Source organism: Variovorax sp. Root473, from assembly GCF_001426505.1.
In the GTDB taxonomy this organism is placed as follows: Bacteria; Pseudomonadota; Gammaproteobacteria; order Burkholderiales; family Burkholderiaceae_C; genus Variovorax.
This window is the reverse complement of sequence record NZ_LMEV01000001.1, coordinates 331,562-346,080: the sequence shown is the minus strand read 5'-3', so window position 1 is coordinate 346,080 and position 14,519 is coordinate 331,562. Positions and strand designations below refer to the sequence as shown.

The following is a 14,519-nucleotide window of genomic DNA, read 5'->3' as shown; positions in this document are numbered from 1 at the left end:
TCTGCGATGCGCAACCCGGCGATTTTATCGGCCAGCTCTCCCTCCACGTCCGCTTCGTCGCCGGAACGCGCGCGCGCGTCCGTGCGCGGTGGCCCGGCGCTGTTCGACGCCTGCCAGATCGGCGTGGTGCTGCGCACCGTGGTGTTCGTCGAGGCGGTGGTGGCGGTGGCCACGTTGTTCGTGGTCGGCACGTTCGGCGAATGGCTGGTGCAGGCGGCCACGGTCACGGGCGGCGCGTTGCCCGCCACGCTGCTGTGGCTGGTGGCAGCCTGCGGCCTCAAGAAACAGTTGCGGCGCCTGCCGCCACCGGCCCAGTACGCCGCGGGCGCGGTGCTCGGCGCCGTGGCTTCGCTGTATGGTTGCGGCCTGCTGCGCCTCACCGGCGTGATCGCCAGCGCGCCGTGGCTGGCCAGTGCGCTGGCCGGCGCGCTGTTCGCGGGGCTGGTGATGGCTGCAATGGTGCTGCGCGCGCGCGGCCAGACGCCGGCCGCGACCACGGCCCGGCTCGAAGAGCTGCAGTCGCGCATCCGCCCGCACTTCCTTTTCAACACGCTCAACAGCGCCATCGCGCTGGTGCGCGAGGAGCCGGCCAAGGCCGAGACCATGCTCGAAGACCTGGCCGAGCTGTTCCGCCAGGCGCTCACCGTGCCCGGCGAATCGGGCACGCTGGCCGACGAGATCGCGCTGGCCGAGCGCTACCTGGCGATCGAGCAGGTGCGCTTCGGCGACCGCCTGCGCATCCGCTGGGACCTCGATGCCGCCGCGAGCGACGCGCGCCTGCCGCCGCTGCTGCTGCAGCCGCTGGTCGAGAACGCCATCAAGCACGGCGTGGAGCCCAGCCCCGACGGCGCCAAGCTGCGCATCCGCACCGAGCGGCGCGGCGGCATGGTCGTGATCGAGGTGGTCAACAGCCTGCCGCCCCTGCGCTGGGCCGACGAGCCGCTGCCGCGCGGCCACGGCATCGCGCTGGACAACGTGCGCGAGCGGCTGCGCCTGCTGCACGACATGCAGATGCAGTTCAGCGCCGGCATGGACCAGAAGAACTACCGCGTACGCATTGCCATTCCGGCCGAATCCCCATGAGCCTCAAGACCCTGATCGTTGACGACGAAGCCCTGGCCCGCTCGCGCCTGCGCACGCTGCTGCGCGACTGCACCTCGCCCGCCGCCGAGGTGACGGCCGAGGCGGCGCAGGGCGAAGAGGCGCTGGCGCACCTGGCCGCAATGGACCTCGACCTGGTGCTGCTTGATGTGCACATGCCGGGCGTCGACGGCATCGAGGTGGCGCGTGCGCTGCGCAGCCGGCCCGACGCGCCGGCCGTGGTGTTCGTGACGGCGCATGCCAGCCATGCGGTCACGGCGTTCGAGCTGGAGGCGGTCGACTACCTCACCAAGCCCGTGCGCGCCGAGCGGCTGCAGCAGGCGCTGCAGAAGGTCGAGCGCTTCCTGAAGGAACGCCGCGCCGCCGGGTCCGCCGCCGACGCCACGTCCGAGTGCGTGTTGATCCAGGACCGGGGCCGCGCCGAGCGCGTGCCGCTGTCCGAGGTGCTGTACCTCAAGTCCGAATACAAGTACCTCACGGTGCGCACCGCCACGCGCAGCCACATCCTCGATGGCTCGCTCAACGATTTCGAGGAGCGCTATCCGAACCGCTTCCTGCGCGTGCACCGCAACGCGCTGGTGGCGCGCGCGGCGATCCGCGCGCTCGAACGCTACGACGACGGCGAGGACGCCGACGGCTGGGCGCTGCGGCTGGACTCGGTGCCCGAGCCCGTGGCGGTGTCCCGCCGCCAGCTGGCCGCTGTGCGCGAGATGCTCAAGGAGTCGCGATGACCGATGAAACCCCGGCCGGCCCGAAGCCCGCACCCCCACGTCCCGCGGCCGCCGACGAACCGCCGCCTGCGCCCGCGCCGGTGTCGCCGGCTGCGCCGGTCGAACCTGTTGCGCCGGTCGCGCCGAAGGACGATGCGAACTCCGCGCTGCGCAAGCGCCTCGTGCTGCACATGCCGGTCGACGTGCGCAGCGCCTCGCTCGTGGTGCTGGCCGTGCTCGCCAGCGTGTTCGCGCTGCGCTGGGGCCAGGCCGTGTTCGTGCCGCTGATGCTGAGCCTGCTGCTGAACTACGCGCTGTCGCCGCTGGTCGAGCGCCTGCACCGCTGGTACCTGCCGCGCTGGATCGGCGCGGCGGTGATCCTGCTGGGCCTGTTCGGCGGGCTCGGGTGGACCGGCTATTCGCTGTCGGGCAGCGCCTCGCAACTGCTCGACTCGCTGCCGGTCGCGGCGCAGAAGCTCGGCCAGGCCATGCGCCGCAACAAGAACGCCAGCGCCACGCCACTGGACAGCGTGCAGCAGGCCGCCGCGCAACTCGAGAAAGCGGCCGAGGAAAACTCCGCGCGCGTCGCCTCGCGCAAGGGCGTGGCGCGCGTCGTCATCGAGCGGCCGGGCTTCAACGTGCGCGACTACCTGCTCAGTGGCACGGTCGGCCTGCTCAACGCCATGGGGCAGCTCACGCTGGTGGCCTTTCTCACCTATTTCGCGCTGTGCTCGGGCGACACCTTCCGGCGCAAGCTCATCAAGATCACCGGGCCCAGCCTGCAGAAGAAGAAGGTCACGGTGCACGTGCTGGACGACATCACGCGCAACATCGAACGCTACCTGCTGGTGCAGATCCTGGTGAGCGCGCTGGTGGGGCTGGCCACCGGCCTGGCCTTCTGGCTGCTCGGCGTGGAGAACGCGGCCGTGTGGGGAATCATCGCGGCCGTGACCAACCTCATTCCGTACATCGGCTCGGTGATCGTGCTGGTGGCGGCCGGGCTCATGGCCTTCCTGCAGTTCAGCAGCATCGAAATGGCGCTGCTCGTGGGCGGCGTCTCGCTGGCCATCCACACGGTGGTCGGCAACCTGCTGATGCCCTGGCTCACCAGCCGCACCAGCCGCATGAACCCTGTGGCGGTGTTCGTGGGCGTGATCTTCTGGGGTTGGCTGTGGGGCATCTGGGGGCTGCTGCTGGGCATCCCGATCACCATGGTCATCAAGGCCATCTGCGATCGCGTGGAAGACCTGCAGCCGATCGGCGAGTTGCTGGGCGAGTAGGGCCGATCAGGCGGCGGACGCGGGCAGCTTCTTCACGAAGGTCGCGCCGGGGTCGAGCGGCTGGCCGTCGCGCGTGCGCAGGTCGATCGGTGGCACGGGCTTGCCGCTTTCGCGCTCCAGCAGCACCGAATGCGGCTCGCCCGGCGCAAACAGGTTGGCTTCGCCCCAGTGACGCAGGCCGACCACCACGGGAAACAGGCCGCGGCCCTTGGCCGTCAGCACGTACTTCTGGTAGAGCGAACCATCCGACGCGGGCACGAGGTCGAACACGCCTTCCTGCACCAGCCACTTCAGCCGGTCGGCCAGGATGTTCTTCGCCACGCCCAGGCTCTGCTGGAACTCGCCGAAGCGCTGCATGCCGTCGAAGGCGTCGCGCACGATCAGCAGCGACCACTGGTCGCCGACGACCTCGAGGGCGCGCGCCATCGGGCAGGCGTCGAACCTCAGACTTTTTCTCCTGGCCATCGTGTGTTTCCTGTGCGTCCCCGGGATGGCGGGATTAGACCGTGGTGTTTGACGGGTTGCAAATTAAAACCAATAGGCCTAGCATCTGGTTTTAATTTGAAACCTAAAAAGACCATGACCGTCCCAGCCAACATCCCTTCCGGCGGCGACGCCGTGCCCGGCCTGCGCGCCAGCCCCCTGCGCGTGGCCGTCGTGCAGTTCGACCCGCAGGTGGGCGTCGAGAACCTTGCGCGCAATGCCGCCGCGGTGCGCGCACAACTCGAAGCGGCGGTGGCCGGCGGCGCGCAGCTCATCGTGCTGCCCGAGCTGGCGACCACCGGCTACTGCTTCAACGGCCGCGCCGAGGCCTTCGCCCATGCCGAGCCCGTGCCGCACGGCCCCACGGTGCAGGGCTGGGTCGCGTTCGCGGTGAAGCACGGCGTGTACCTCGTCGGCTGCCTGGCCGAGCAGGACGGCATGCAGCTGTTCGACACCGCCGTGCTCGTCGGCCCCGAGGGCTACATCGGCCGCTACCGCAAGACGCACCTGTGGAACAACGAGAAGCTGTGGTTCACGCCCGGCAACGAGGGCTACCCGGTGTTCGAGACGAAGATCGGCCGCATCGGTCTGCTCGTGTGCTGGGACATCTGGTTTCCCGAGACCGCGCGCATCGTGGCGCAGCAAGGCGCCGACATCATCTGCGTGCCGACGGGCTGGGTCTGGACGCCGCCGCCGCTGTACGACGCCAGCGGCGTCTGCATGGCGGCCTACCTGACGATGACGGCCGCGCACGCCAACAACGTCTTCATCGCCACCGCCGACCGCGTGGGCCAGGAGCGCGGCACGGGCTTCATGGGCAACTCGCTGATCGCGGGCACGAACGGCTGGCCGATGGGGCGCATTGCCGGGCCCGAGGAAGAAACCATCCTCTACGCCGACGTCGACCTGGGCGCCGCGCGCTCCGCGCCGATCTGGACGCCGCTCAACGACCTGCACCGCGACCGGCGAACCGATCTGTACGACGCGATGCTGGGCTATCGGGGCGCGCCGGCACTGCCGCGCTGACCGGCGCTGAGTAGTGCACGCTGCATCAGCACCGTGTCGACCCACTGGCCGAACTTGAAGCCGACGTTGCGCAGCACGCCGACGGTCTCGAAGCCCAGGTTCGCGTGCAGCCGCGGCGAGCCCACGTTGCCGCTGTGGCCGATGCCGTGGCCGTGCACGCCGGGCGCGACGTAGATCGAGTCTTCGCCGGTAGGCCGAGCGCGCGCGGTAGGGGCCGCCGTTGAAGGTTCTTACTCCGGAATGGCCGCCAGCGGCGCCGCACCGCCGCGTGCGCGGCCCAGCGTGCCGACGATGAGCGCGGCGATCAGCACCAGCACGCCGCTGAGCACCATCGTGGGGGAGATGCCTCGGCTGTCGACCATCAGGCCGCCGATCAGTGCGCCCGAGGCGATCGCCACCTGGAAGCCCGTCACCAGCAGGGCCTGGCCGGCTTCCTGCGCGTCGGGCACGGCTTCCATCATCCAGCCCGTGAGCGCCACCGGGATCAGGCCGAAGGCCACGCCCCAGATCACCACCACGACCGCGCCGGCCACCATGCCGGTGCCGATCACCGTGGTCAACAGCAAGGCCGTCGCGAGCATCAGCGCCGCCAGCAAGGTGGTGCCGCGCACACTGCGTGCCACCAGGCTGCCGCCCAGGAACGTGCCGATGAAGCCCACCGCGCCGTAGACCAGCAGCAGCGTCGAGACCGCATTGGCCTGCAGGCCGAACACCTGCTGCAGCAGCGGCTTCAGGTAGGTGTAGGCCGCGAAGTGGCCGGCGATGAAGAACAGCACCGCGAGCAGGCCGACCTGCGCCATGCGGCGCGTGAGCGGCGTGAGCAGGTCGCGCGCACCGATCGCGCGCTGCGGCGGAATGGCGGGCAGCAGCCACAGCTGCACCAGCAGCACCGCCGCGGCCAGCGCGCCGGTCACGGCGAACGAGGCGCGCCAGCCGAACATCGAGCCCAGCCACGAGCCCGCGGGCACGCCGAGCACCGTGGCGGCCGACACGCCGGCCAGCACCAGCGACATGGCGCGCGCCTTCGAGGCATCGGGCACCAGCTGCGTGGCGGCAGCGGGTGCGAAGGTCCAGAAGCCGCCCACGGCCAAGCCGAGCATCAGGCGCGCGACCAGCATGGTCGTGAAGTTGGGCGCGAACGCGGCCAGCAGGTTCGATCCGATCAGCAACAGCGTGAGCGCGATCAGCACCGTGCGCCGGTCGAGCCGGCCCGAGGCGACGATCAGCGCCGGCCCGGCGAAGGCAGCCAGCACGCCGGGCATCGTGATCATCAGCCCGGCCGTGCCGTCGGACACGTTCAGGCCGCGCGCGATGTCGGTGAGCAGGCCGATGGGCATGAACTCGGTCGACACCATCGCGAAGGTGCCGACGGCGATGGAGCCGACCGCGAGCCAGGCGGAGCGGGTGGGCGCGGCGTCAGAAGTGGCGGCCTCGCGCGCGGGCGCTGCCAGGTCGTCGATGCAGGGGTTGCTGCCGGAAGAATTCATCATGGAGATGCTGTCCTTGAACGCATCGGCGATGAAGGCGCCAATGCCGGTGAGGGGGCATTGGAGTGTGCGAGCGGGCCGCCTTGCGACCAAGGGGCGGTGGAGCAGTAGACAGTTTCCCTGAGGCGAACAATCGACCCCTTTGATGACTGGAACCGTCCAACGGCGCGGCGATGGCGCCTTTGACCCTCACCGTTTTTCGTGCCGACGAACTCAGGTGTGGGCGGGACGCAACTGCAGCGCCTGGCCGTCGGCCACGAACGACTCGTCGACCAGCACGCGGAAGGCCGTGCCCTGCGTGAACTTCGGTTGCGCGACGACCGGCGAGAGGAACTCGATGTCGAGCGCGACCGGCGTGCCGCGCGCGAGCGATGTGCCCGACGGCACGCGCCAGCGCGCCGAGAAGCCTTCGGTGCCGAGCACCAGCGCGCCCCGGTATTCGCCGGGGCCCAGCGGCACGTCCTGCGCGGGCACGGAAGGACGGCGGAAGGTGAGTGCCGCCTGCAGGTGCGGCGTGAACTCGGGCAGTGTGTCGAAGCCCGCGGGCGGGGCCGGCTTCGGCGTGCGCCGCGGGAGCTTGCCGATGAGCCACGCGATCACGTTGCCGATGATCGGCACCCACAGCACCATCAGCAGCGTGCCGATGTCGCGCGTGGTGGAGCCGGGCGCGGCGTAGTGGCGCACGAGGGCACCGCCGACGGCCACGCACAGCAGCACGGCGACGATGAGCTTGCGGCGGGACTGGATCTTGGTGCTCATGGCTTGGGCGCTGCCGCTTCGGGAAAGGAGGGAATGCCGGCGCCGTGGTCCAGCCAGGGCACCTCGTGCGAGGTCCAGATGTGCGCGCTCGGACGCGTGCCGGGATCGTCGTCGAGCGAGGCCACGCGCAGGATCACCTGCGGCTGCGTCACCCACTCGGCCACGAGGTGCGTGCCGCAGCGGGTGCAGAAGTGGCGCAGCTTGCCCGGCGTCGATTCGAAGGAGCCGAGGGCGTCTTCGCCCGCGGTCCAGCGGAACTCGGAACGGTCGGCGCGTGCGGTGCTCGTGAAGGCCGCGCTGTGGGCCTTGCGGCAGGTCTGGCAATGACAGTGGACGATGGGACCGGCGAGGCGCGTGGCCTCGTACCGGATGGTGCCGCAGAGGCAGGAGCCTTTCATGGCTTTTCCTTGTGGGGGTCGCGGGGGCGTGAGGCTGCGAGTCTATGCGCCTGTGTGCCTGTTCGCGCCGCGCATGAAAAACGGGCCCCGCAGGGCCCGTCGTCACGAATGCACGCCAGCGCATCAGCCCGTGTTGCGCAGGCCCGCCGCCACCCCGTTGATCGAGATGTGGATGCCGCGCTGCAGCCGTTCGCCGCCGTCGCCCGCGCGGTAACGCCGCATCAGCTCGACCTGCAGGTGGTGCAGCGGGTCGATGTACGGGAAGCGGTGGCGCACCGAGCGCTGCATTTCGGCATTGCCCTCGAGCCGCTGCTTGGCACCCGTGATGAGCGTGAGCGCGTCCGAAGTGCGCTGCCATTCGCTCTCGATCATCGAGAACACCTTCTGGCGCAGCTTGCGGTCGGTGACCAGCTCGGCGTAGCGCGAGGCCAGCGCGAGGTCGCTCTTGGCGAGCACCATGTCCATGTTCGACAGCAGCGTGCGAAAGAACGGCCACTGCGCGTACATGCGCTGCAGCAGCGCCTGTCGCTCCTTGCGGCCCGCGGCGTTGCCGGCGGCGGCCAGGAACTGCTCCACGCCCGAGCCGAAGCCGAACCAGCCCGGCAGCGTGAGGCGGCACTGGCCCCAGCTGAAGCTCCACGGCACTGCGCGCAGGTCGTCGATCTTGTGGCTCGGGTTGCGCGAGGCGGGGCGCGAGCCGATGTTGAGTTCGGCGATCTCGCGGATCGGCGTGGAGCCGAAGAAGTAGTCGCCGAAGCCCGGGGTCTCGTACACCAGCTTGCGGTACGCGGCCATGCTCGCGGTCGAGAGCTCGCCCGCGGCCGACAGGAAGGTGGCCGGCGCCGGCTTGCCCTGCGGCAGCAGCGTGGCTTCGAGGGTGGCGGCCACCAGCGTCTCGAGGTTGCGCCGGCCGATCTCGCGGTTGGCGTACTTCGAGCCGATGACTTCGCCCTGCTCGGTGAGGCGGATCTGGCCGCGCACCGTGCCGGGCGGCTGCGCCAGGATGGCCTGGTAGCTCGGGCCGCCGCCGCGTCCCACCGTGCCGCCGCGGCCGTGGAACATGCGCAGGCGGATCGGGTTCTTTTTCTTCTTGTTCAGCTCGTCGAACAGCGACACCAGCGCGATGCCCGCGCGGTACAGCTCCCAGTTGCTGGTGAAGATGCCGCCGTCCTTGTTGCTGTCGCTGTAGCCGAGCATCACGTCCTGCTCGCCGCCCGAGCGCTCGATGAGCGACTGGATGTTCGGCAGCGCGTAGAAGGCGCGCACGATGGGCGCGGCGTTGCGCAGGTCCTCGATGGTCTCGAACAGCGGCACCACGATGAGGTCGCAGGTCGCGTTGCTGTCCATCGCGCCGCGCAGAAGGCCCACTTCCTTCTGCAGCAGCAGCGCTTCGAGCAGGTCGCTCACCGTTTCGGTGTGGCTGATGATGTAGTGGCGGATGGCCGCCGCGCCGTAGCGCGCACGGGCCGTGCGCGCGGCGGCGAAGATGGCCAGCTCGCTCCGGGCGAGCGGCGAGTAGTCGGCGTCGGGCACGCGCAGCGGGCGCGCGTCGTCCAGCAGCTTGAGCAGCAGCGTCTGCTTGGCCTCTTCGGCCAGCGAGGCGTACGAGGGTTCGATGCGCGCGGTGGCCAGCAGTTCGGCGATCACGGCCTCGTGCTTGTCGGAACTCTGGCGCAGGTCGACCGTGGCCAGGTGGAAGCCGAACACTTCCACCGCGCGGATCAGCGGGCGCAGGCGCGGCGCTGCCAGCACGGTGCCGTGCTTCTCGACCAGCGATTCCTCGATGGTGCGCAGCTCGGCCAGGAACTCTTCGGCATTGGCATACGGGTTCTGCGGCGCGACCGCATGGCGCGCGGCCTCGCCGCCGCTGAGCTCGCGCAGCGTGGCGGCCAGGCGCGCGTACACGCCGGTGAGCGCGCGGCGGTAGGGCTCGTCCTTGCGGTGCTCGCTGGTGTCGGGCGAGCGCTCGGCCAGGGCCTGCATCTCGACCGACACGTCGACCAGCGTGGCCGACAGCGACAGTTCGCCGCCGAGATAGTGCACCTCCGTGAGGTAGTGGCGCAGCGCCAGTTCCGACTGGCGGCTCAGCGCGTAGTCGAGCGTGTCGGCCGTGACGTTGGGGTTGCCGTCGCGGTCGCCGCCGATCCACTGGCCCATGCGCAGGAAGGGCGCGACCGAGGGCGTGACGCCGCCCTGGACCAGCGCCTTCTCGAGGTCGGCGTACACGCGCGGAATTTCGCGCAGGAAGGTGGCTTCGTAGTAGCTCAGCGCGTTCTCGATCTCGTCGGCCACGGTGAGCTTGGAGAAGCGCAAGAGGCGCGTCTGCCAGATCTGCGTGACGCGGATGCGCATCTGGGTTTCGTTGTCGGCCAGCTCGATCGGCGAAAGTGCGTCTTTTCCGCCTGCATAGGCGTTCTGGCGCAGCTTGATCTCGTCGCGCGCCGTCAGCAGCAGGGCGATGGCGCGCTCGGCGTCGAGGATGCTCTTGCGCTGCACTTCGGTGGGGTGCGCGGTGAGCACGGGCGACACGTAGCTGTGGGCCAGCGAGGCGACGATGTCGTCGGGCTTCACGCCCGCCTTGCGGATGCGCACCAGGGCAGTCTGCAGGTCGCCCTCGGCCTGCACGCCTTCGCGTTCGGCTTCGGTGCGGCGGCGGATCTGGTGGCGGTCTTCGGCCAGGTTGGCCAGGTGGCTGAAGTAGGTGAACGCGCGGATCACGCGCACCGTTTCGGCAGCGCTCAGGCCCTTGAGCAGGTTCTTCAGCGCGCGGTCGGCGGCATGGTCGGCGTCGCGCCGGAACGACACCGACAGCGTGCGGATCTTCTCGACCAGCGCATAGGTTTCGTCACCCTCCTGCTCCCGGATCACGTCGCCGAGGATTCGGCCCAACAGCCGGATGTCGTCGATCAATGGCTGGTCTTCGGTCTGGCGACGCTTGGCGGGAGATGCAGGAGTCTTGCTGGCTTTCATTCGGTGTTGTTCCTGGGGACTTGAATGGACGCGCCGCCTCCGTTGCTGCGGCGCAACATGCTAGCATTCCGGAGGTCAGAAACCATGTACTTTTTTGGGAGCGATCTTGAGCAACATCGTGATCGCCACGCGCGAAAGCCGGCTGGCCCTGTGGCAGGCCGAACACGTGCAAACGCTTTTGCAAGAACGGGGCCACAGCGTCAGCCTGCTGGGCATGACGACCCGTGGTGACCAGATCCTGGACCGCACGTTGAGCAAGGTCGGCGGCAAGGGCCTCTTCGTCAAGGAACTCGAAGCCGCGCTCGAAGACGGGCGCGCCGACATCGCCGTGCATTCGCTCAAGGATGTGCCGATGGAACTGCCCGAGGGCTTCACGCTGGCCTGCGTGCTGGAGCGCGAAGACCCGCGCGACGCGCTGGTGTCGCCGCGCTACGCCTCGCTCGACGAACTGCCGCAAGGCGCGGTGATCGGCACCTCGAGCCTGCGCCGCGTGGTGCTGCTGCGCGCGCAGCGGCCCGACCTGCGCATCGAACCGCTGCGCGGCAACCTCGACACCCGCCTGCGCAAGCTCGACGAAGGCCACTACGATGCCATCGTGCTTGCGGCGGCCGGGCTCAAGCGGCTCGGTCTCGAAGACCGCATCCGCGTCGCCTTCGACCCCGACACCATGCTGCCGGCCGCCGGGCAGGGCGCCCTCGGCATCGAGGTGCGCGCCGACCGCCAGGACCTCATCGACCTGCTGGCCCCGCTGGCGCACCGCGGCGACTGGCTCTCGACCACCGCCGAGCGCGCCGTGAGCCGCGCGATGGGCGGCAGCTGCTCCATGCCGCTCGCCGCCCATGCGCGCCGGCAGGCCGACGGCACGCTGCGCATCGACGCCGCCTGGGGCGACCCGGAAGGCGATGCGCCCCTGGTGCGTGTGCAGGCCCAGGCCGAGGCCGCCGACTTCGCGACGGCCGACGCCCTCGGCCAGCACGCCGCCGGCCTGCTGCGCGACGCCGGTGCCCACTGACCCTCGGGGGCGCTGGGCGATGAGCGCAGGGCCCGTCATCGTCACGCGGCCAGCGCACGAAGCGGCGGCGTGGGTTCGCGATTTCCAGTCGGCCGGCCTTGAGGCCGTGGCGCTGCCGCTGATCGCCATTGCGCCGGCCCTCGATGTGGCACCGCTGCGAGCCGCGTGGGCGCGGCTCGCGGACTACGCGGCGCTGATGTTCGTGAGCGCCACCGCCGTCGACCACTTCTTCCAGCACCGGGGCACCTCGACCCTCGCCGGTTGCCGCTTCTGGGCCACCGGCCCCGGCACCGAGCGCGCGCTGCTGCGTGTCGGCGTGCCACCCGCCGCCATCGACGCGCCACCACCCGGCGCCACGCGCTTCGACTCCGAGGCGCTGTGGGCGCTTGCCCATGGGCAGGTGGCGCCCGGTGTGCGCGTGCTCATCGTGCGAGGCGGCGACGAGGCCGGCCAGCCCGCTGGCCGCCAATGGCTCGCCCAGGAGATCGATGCTGCCGGCGGCGTGCGCGACACCGTCGTGGCCTACCGGCGCCTCGCGCCCGCACTCGACGATGCGCAATGCCGCATCGCGACCAAGGCTGCTGCGGGGCACGGCATCTGGCTCTTCAGCAGCTCGGAAGCGATCGGCAACCTGCAGCGGGCACTGCCCGGCACCTCGTGGCAGGCCGCGCGCGCCATCGTCACGCACGCACGCATCGGCGAAGCCGCGCAGGCCGCGGGTTTCGGGGCGTTGCGTGTCTGCACACCCCTGCGGGAAGCACTGATCGCGTCGATAGAATCCTTTGCATGAGCGCCGCGTCCCCGTCCGACGACCTTTCTTCCCCTTCCGCCTCCACGGCGCACCCCACGGCGCATGTGCCCGCCACGGTGGCGCCGCACCAGACGCCCGCCGCACAAGCGGCCGCAGCCACCCTGCTGGCACGCATCGGCATGGGCCTCGTGGCTCTCGTGGCGCTGATCGCGTTGTTGTCGACGATCGCGCTGTGGCAGAAGGTCAGCGGCATGAAGGAACAGCTTGCGCGCCAGAGCGCCGAGGCCACCGCACAGTCGATGGAAGCGCGCACGCTGGCGCGCCAGGCCAGCGATACGGTGCGCGACGCCGCCGCCCGCGTGGCCCTCATCGAGACCCGGGTGGCCGAAGTCACGCTGCAGCGCTCGCAGCTGGAAGAACTCATCCAAAGCCTCTCGCGTTCGCGCGACGAGAACCTCGTCATCGACATCGAATCCGCCGTGCGCCTCGCGCTGCAGCAGGCACAGGTCACGGGCAGCCTCGAACCGCTGCTCGCCGCGCTCAAGGCAGGCGACCTGCGCATTGCACGCGCTGCGCAACCGCGGCTCGCGCCCGTGCAGCGCGCCATGCAGCGCGACGCCGACCGCCTGCGCAGCAGTGCCAGCACCGACAGCGCCGAAGCCCTGCAAAAGCTCGACGAGCTGGTGCGTAGCGTGGACGACCTGCCAACGCTCAACGCGGTGGCCGTGCGCGGCACGGGTGTCAACGCCTGGCGCCCCGAACCCATTCCTGCCGACGCGCCCTGGTGGCAGCGCCTGCTGCTCACCGTGCGCGGCGAGGCCCGCTCGCTGGTGCGCGTCGGCCGCATCGAGAGCCCCGAGGCGGTGCTGCTGGCGCCCGAGCAGTCGTACTTCCTGCGCGAGAACCTCAAGCTCAAGTTGCTCAACGCGCGTCTGTCGCTGCTGTCGCGCCAGATGGAGGCCGCACGCGGCGAGCTGGGCCAGGTGGCCACGTCGCTCAACCGCTATTTCGATCCGGCCTCGCGCCGCACGCAGGCCGCCGCCACGCAGTTGCAGCAACTGCAGCAGCTCGTGCGCAGCACCGAGCCATTGCGCATCGATGACACGCTCGCGGCCTTGACCACCGCGGCAGCCGGGCGCTGATCCGTTCATGCGCGCTGCAATCTGGCTCCTCGCGCTGTTCGCTGTCGCCGCGGCGGTGGCGCTGTTCGCCGGCAACAACCAGGGCACGATCACCGTGTTCTGGCCGCCGTGGCGGGTCGATCTCTCGCTGAACCTCGTGCTCGTGATCCTGCTGCTGACCTTCGTGCTGCTGCACGTGGCGTTGCGCGCGCTCGCGGCGCTGTTCTCGCTGCCCACGCAGGCGCGCCATTGGCGGCTGCAGCAGAAGGAACGCATGCTGCACTCGGCCTTGCTCGACGCGATGGTGCAGCTGATTGCCGGCCGTTTCTCGCGCGCCCGCAAGGCCGCGCAGGCCGCGCTCACCCAGGAAAAGACACTGGCCGCACTCGGTGCCGACCTGCCGCAGGCGCAGCAGGTCCGCGTGCTGTCGCACCTGCTGGCCGCCGAAAGCGCGCAGGCCCTGCAGGACAAGGCGGCGCGCGACGCCCATCTGCAGCAGGCCCTGAACGAAAGCGCCGACCGCACCGTGCTCGCGAGCCCGGAAACCCGCGAAGGCGTGCAATTGCGCGCCGCACGCTGGGCGCTCGACGACCGCGATCCCACGGCCGCGCTCGCACGCCTCGAAGAACTGCCGCAGGGCGCGCAGCGCCGCACGCTGGCGCTGCGGTTGCGGCTCAAGGCCGCGCGGCAGGACCGCCGCACGGTCGAGGCGCTCGACACCGCGCGCCTGCTGGCCAAGCACCGTGCCTTCTCCGACGCCGCGGCGCAAAGCATCGTGCGTGGTCTCGCGACCGAGCTGCTGACCGGCGCACACGACCCGGCGCAGCTGCTGCGTGCATGGTCCGAACTCGATGCCGCCGAGCGCCAGATGCCCGAGGTCGCCATCCACGCGGCGCAGCGGATGGTCGCGCTGCGCGGTGATCTGGCATTGGCACGCGGTTGGCTGCTGCCCGCCTGGGAGCGCATGGTGGCGAACCCGCGCGGCCTCGGCGATGCGCTGCGCGTGAAGCTCACGCGCGCGCTCGAAGCGGGGCTCGACTCGGTCGATGCCGACTGGCTCGCGCGCATCGAGAGCGCACAGCGCAACAACCCGCGCGACGCCAACCTGCAGTACCTCGCCGGCATGGCCTGCATGAAGCGCCAGCTGTGGGGCAAGGCCCAGCAACTGCTCACGCAGGCCGGACTCGGTCTGCAAGACCCCGACCTCTATCGGCGCGCCTGGCTCGCGCTGGCCCAGTTGGCCGAGGCGCGCGAAGACCACGCGCAAGCGGCCGACGCGTGGAAGCGCGCGGCGCAGATCGACAACACTCCCTGATTGCTTTTTGGATTCCCGGTGTGCCCTGGTTTCATCAGGGGCGCGCGGATTCCTTGGCAGCTGTCACGCCCTCGATCTGAATCGACGGCTTCCCGTTGCCGAAGAT

At 70.3% G+C, this 14,519-nt stretch carries 14 protein-coding genes; 8 read left to right on the top strand and 6 right to left on the bottom strand.

Features of this window, described 5'->3' with window-relative positions:
- The first annotated feature begins 6 nt into the window (after nucleotides 1–6).
- The 3 genes from ASD34_RS01655 to ASD34_RS01645 are packed head-to-tail and all read left to right on the top strand — an operon-like array spanning nucleotide 7 to nucleotide 3,091.
- On the top strand, nucleotides 7–1,083 hold the full coding sequence (locus ASD34_RS01655) for a sensor histidine kinase (RefSeq protein WP_056572455.1): 1,077 nt from the start codon (nucleotides 7–9) through the stop codon (nucleotides 1,081–1,083).
- A complete protein-coding gene (locus ASD34_RS01650) occupies nucleotides 1,080–1,832 on the top strand; it encodes a LytR/AlgR family response regulator transcription factor (protein WP_056572145.1) in 753 nt (250 codons plus the stop codon). Before ASD34_RS01655 ends, ASD34_RS01650 begins: the two co-directional genes overlap by 4 nt.
- Nucleotides 1,829–3,091 carry an AI-2E family transporter gene (locus tag ASD34_RS01645; RefSeq protein ID WP_056572143.1) on the top strand — a complete coding sequence of 421 codons (1,263 nt, stop codon included), beginning with the start codon at nucleotides 1,829–1,831 and terminating at the stop codon, nucleotides 3,089–3,091. The genes ASD34_RS01650 and ASD34_RS01645 overlap by 4 nt, the downstream gene beginning before the upstream one ends.
- A gap of 6 nt (nucleotides 3,092–3,097) precedes the next feature.
- On the opposite strand, the gene ASD34_RS01640 is transcribed toward ASD34_RS01645, so the two are convergent.
- Nucleotides 3,098–3,556, bottom strand: a complete 459-nt coding sequence (locus ASD34_RS01640; RefSeq protein WP_056572140.1) for a winged helix-turn-helix transcriptional regulator — start codon at nucleotides 3,554–3,556, stop codon at nucleotides 3,098–3,100.
- Between the two features lie 114 nt (nucleotides 3,557–3,670).
- On the opposite strand from ASD34_RS01640, the gene ASD34_RS01635 reads away from it, so the two are divergent.
- A complete protein-coding gene (locus ASD34_RS01635; RefSeq protein ID WP_056572138.1) occupies nucleotides 3,671–4,600 on the top strand; it encodes a nitrilase family protein in 930 nt (309 codons plus the stop codon).
- On the opposite strand, the gene ASD34_RS01630 is transcribed toward ASD34_RS01635, so the two are convergent.
- The 5 genes from ASD34_RS01630 to ppc all read right to left on the bottom strand — a co-directional run bounded on the left by ASD34_RS01630 (nucleotide 4,570) and on the right by ppc (nucleotide 10,214).
- Nucleotides 4,570–4,758, bottom strand: a complete 189-nt coding sequence (locus ASD34_RS01630; RefSeq protein WP_056572135.1) for a GNAT family N-acetyltransferase — start codon at nucleotides 4,756–4,758, stop codon at nucleotides 4,570–4,572. The two genes, ASD34_RS01635 and ASD34_RS01630, sit on opposite strands and share 31 nt — an antisense overlap.
- A gap of 72 nt (nucleotides 4,759–4,830) precedes the next feature.
- Nucleotides 4,831–6,090 carry an MFS transporter gene (locus ASD34_RS01625; RefSeq protein ID WP_082548459.1) on the bottom strand — a complete coding sequence of 420 codons (1,260 nt, stop codon included), beginning with the start codon at nucleotides 6,088–6,090 and terminating at the stop codon, nucleotides 4,831–4,833.
- Between the two features lie 210 nt (nucleotides 6,091–6,300).
- Nucleotides 6,301–6,846, bottom strand: coding sequence for a hypothetical protein (locus tag ASD34_RS01620; protein WP_056572134.1), 546 nt, complete (start codon nucleotides 6,844–6,846; stop codon nucleotides 6,301–6,303).
- Nucleotides 6,843–7,244 carry a GFA family protein gene (locus ASD34_RS01615; protein ID WP_056572133.1) on the bottom strand — a complete coding sequence of 134 codons (402 nt, stop codon included), beginning with the start codon at nucleotides 7,242–7,244 and terminating at the stop codon, nucleotides 6,843–6,845. The genes ASD34_RS01620 and ASD34_RS01615 overlap by 4 nt, the downstream gene beginning before the upstream one ends.
- A 123-nt stretch (nucleotides 7,245–7,367) precedes the next feature.
- Complete coding sequence (gene ppc, locus ASD34_RS01610; RefSeq protein ID WP_056572131.1) at nucleotides 7,368–10,214, bottom strand: phosphoenolpyruvate carboxylase; 2,847 nt, start codon at nucleotides 10,212–10,214, stop codon at nucleotides 7,368–7,370.
- Nucleotides 10,215–10,320: 106 nt separating this feature from the next.
- On the opposite strand from ppc, the gene hemC reads away from it, so the two are divergent.
- The 4 genes from hemC to ASD34_RS01590 are packed head-to-tail and all read left to right on the top strand — an operon-like array spanning nucleotide 10,321 to nucleotide 14,413.
- The gene (gene hemC / locus ASD34_RS01605; protein ID WP_235509935.1) at nucleotides 10,321–11,226 is read left to right on the top strand and encodes a hydroxymethylbilane synthase; all 906 of its coding nucleotides are present in this window, start codon (nucleotides 10,321–10,323) and stop codon (nucleotides 11,224–11,226) included.
- A 19-nt stretch (nucleotides 11,227–11,245) separates the two neighbouring features.
- Nucleotides 11,246–12,016, top strand: a complete 771-nt coding sequence (locus ASD34_RS01600) for a uroporphyrinogen-III synthase (RefSeq protein ID WP_056572127.1) — start codon at nucleotides 11,246–11,248, stop codon at nucleotides 12,014–12,016.
- Nucleotides 12,013–13,119 carry a uroporphyrinogen-III C-methyltransferase gene (locus ASD34_RS01595; protein WP_056572125.1) on the top strand — a complete coding sequence of 369 codons (1,107 nt, stop codon included), beginning with the start codon at nucleotides 12,013–12,015 and terminating at the stop codon, nucleotides 13,117–13,119. Before ASD34_RS01600 ends, ASD34_RS01595 begins: the two co-directional genes overlap by 4 nt.
- 7 nt (nucleotides 13,120–13,126) lie before the next feature.
- Nucleotides 13,127–14,413 carry a heme biosynthesis protein HemY gene (locus tag ASD34_RS01590; RefSeq protein ID WP_056572123.1) on the top strand — a complete coding sequence of 429 codons (1,287 nt, stop codon included), beginning with the start codon at nucleotides 13,127–13,129 and terminating at the stop codon, nucleotides 14,411–14,413.
- The last annotated feature ends 106 nt before the right edge of the window (nucleotides 14,414–14,519 follow it).

Coding starts and splice junctions, on each gene's coding strand:
- ASD34_RS01620 (WP_056572134.1), bottom strand. CDS start 6,846: ATGAGCACCAAGATCCAGTCCCGCCGCAAGCTCATCGTCGCCGTGCTG.
- ppc (WP_056572131.1), bottom strand. CDS start 10,214: ATGAAAGCCAGCAAGACTCCTGCATCTCCCGCCAAGCGTCGCCAGACC.
- ASD34_RS01645 (WP_056572143.1), top strand. CDS start 1,829: ATGACCGATGAAACCCCGGCCGGCCCGAAGCCCGCACCCCCACGTCCC.
- ASD34_RS01640 (WP_056572140.1), bottom strand. CDS start 3,556: ATGGCCAGGAGAAAAAGTCTGAGGTTCGACGCCTGCCCGATGGCGCGC.
- ASD34_RS01635 (WP_056572138.1), top strand. CDS start 3,671: ATGACCGTCCCAGCCAACATCCCTTCCGGCGGCGACGCCGTGCCCGGC.
- ASD34_RS01625 (WP_082548459.1), bottom strand. CDS start 6,090: ATGATGAATTCTTCCGGCAGCAACCCCTGCATCGACGACCTGGCAGCG.
- ASD34_RS01655 (WP_056572455.1), top strand. CDS start 7: ATGCGCAACCCGGCGATTTTATCGGCCAGCTCTCCCTCCACGTCCGCT.
- ASD34_RS01615 (WP_056572133.1), bottom strand. CDS start 7,244: ATGAAAGGCTCCTGCCTCTGCGGCACCATCCGGTACGAGGCCACGCGC.
- ASD34_RS01590 (WP_056572123.1), top strand. CDS start 13,127: ATGCGCGCTGCAATCTGGCTCCTCGCGCTGTTCGCTGTCGCCGCGGCG.
- ASD34_RS01650 (WP_056572145.1), top strand. CDS start 1,080: ATGAGCCTCAAGACCCTGATCGTTGACGACGAAGCCCTGGCCCGCTCG.
- ASD34_RS01600 (WP_056572127.1), top strand. CDS start 11,246: ATGAGCGCAGGGCCCGTCATCGTCACGCGGCCAGCGCACGAAGCGGCG.
- ASD34_RS01595 (WP_056572125.1), top strand. CDS start 12,013: ATGAGCGCCGCGTCCCCGTCCGACGACCTTTCTTCCCCTTCCGCCTCC.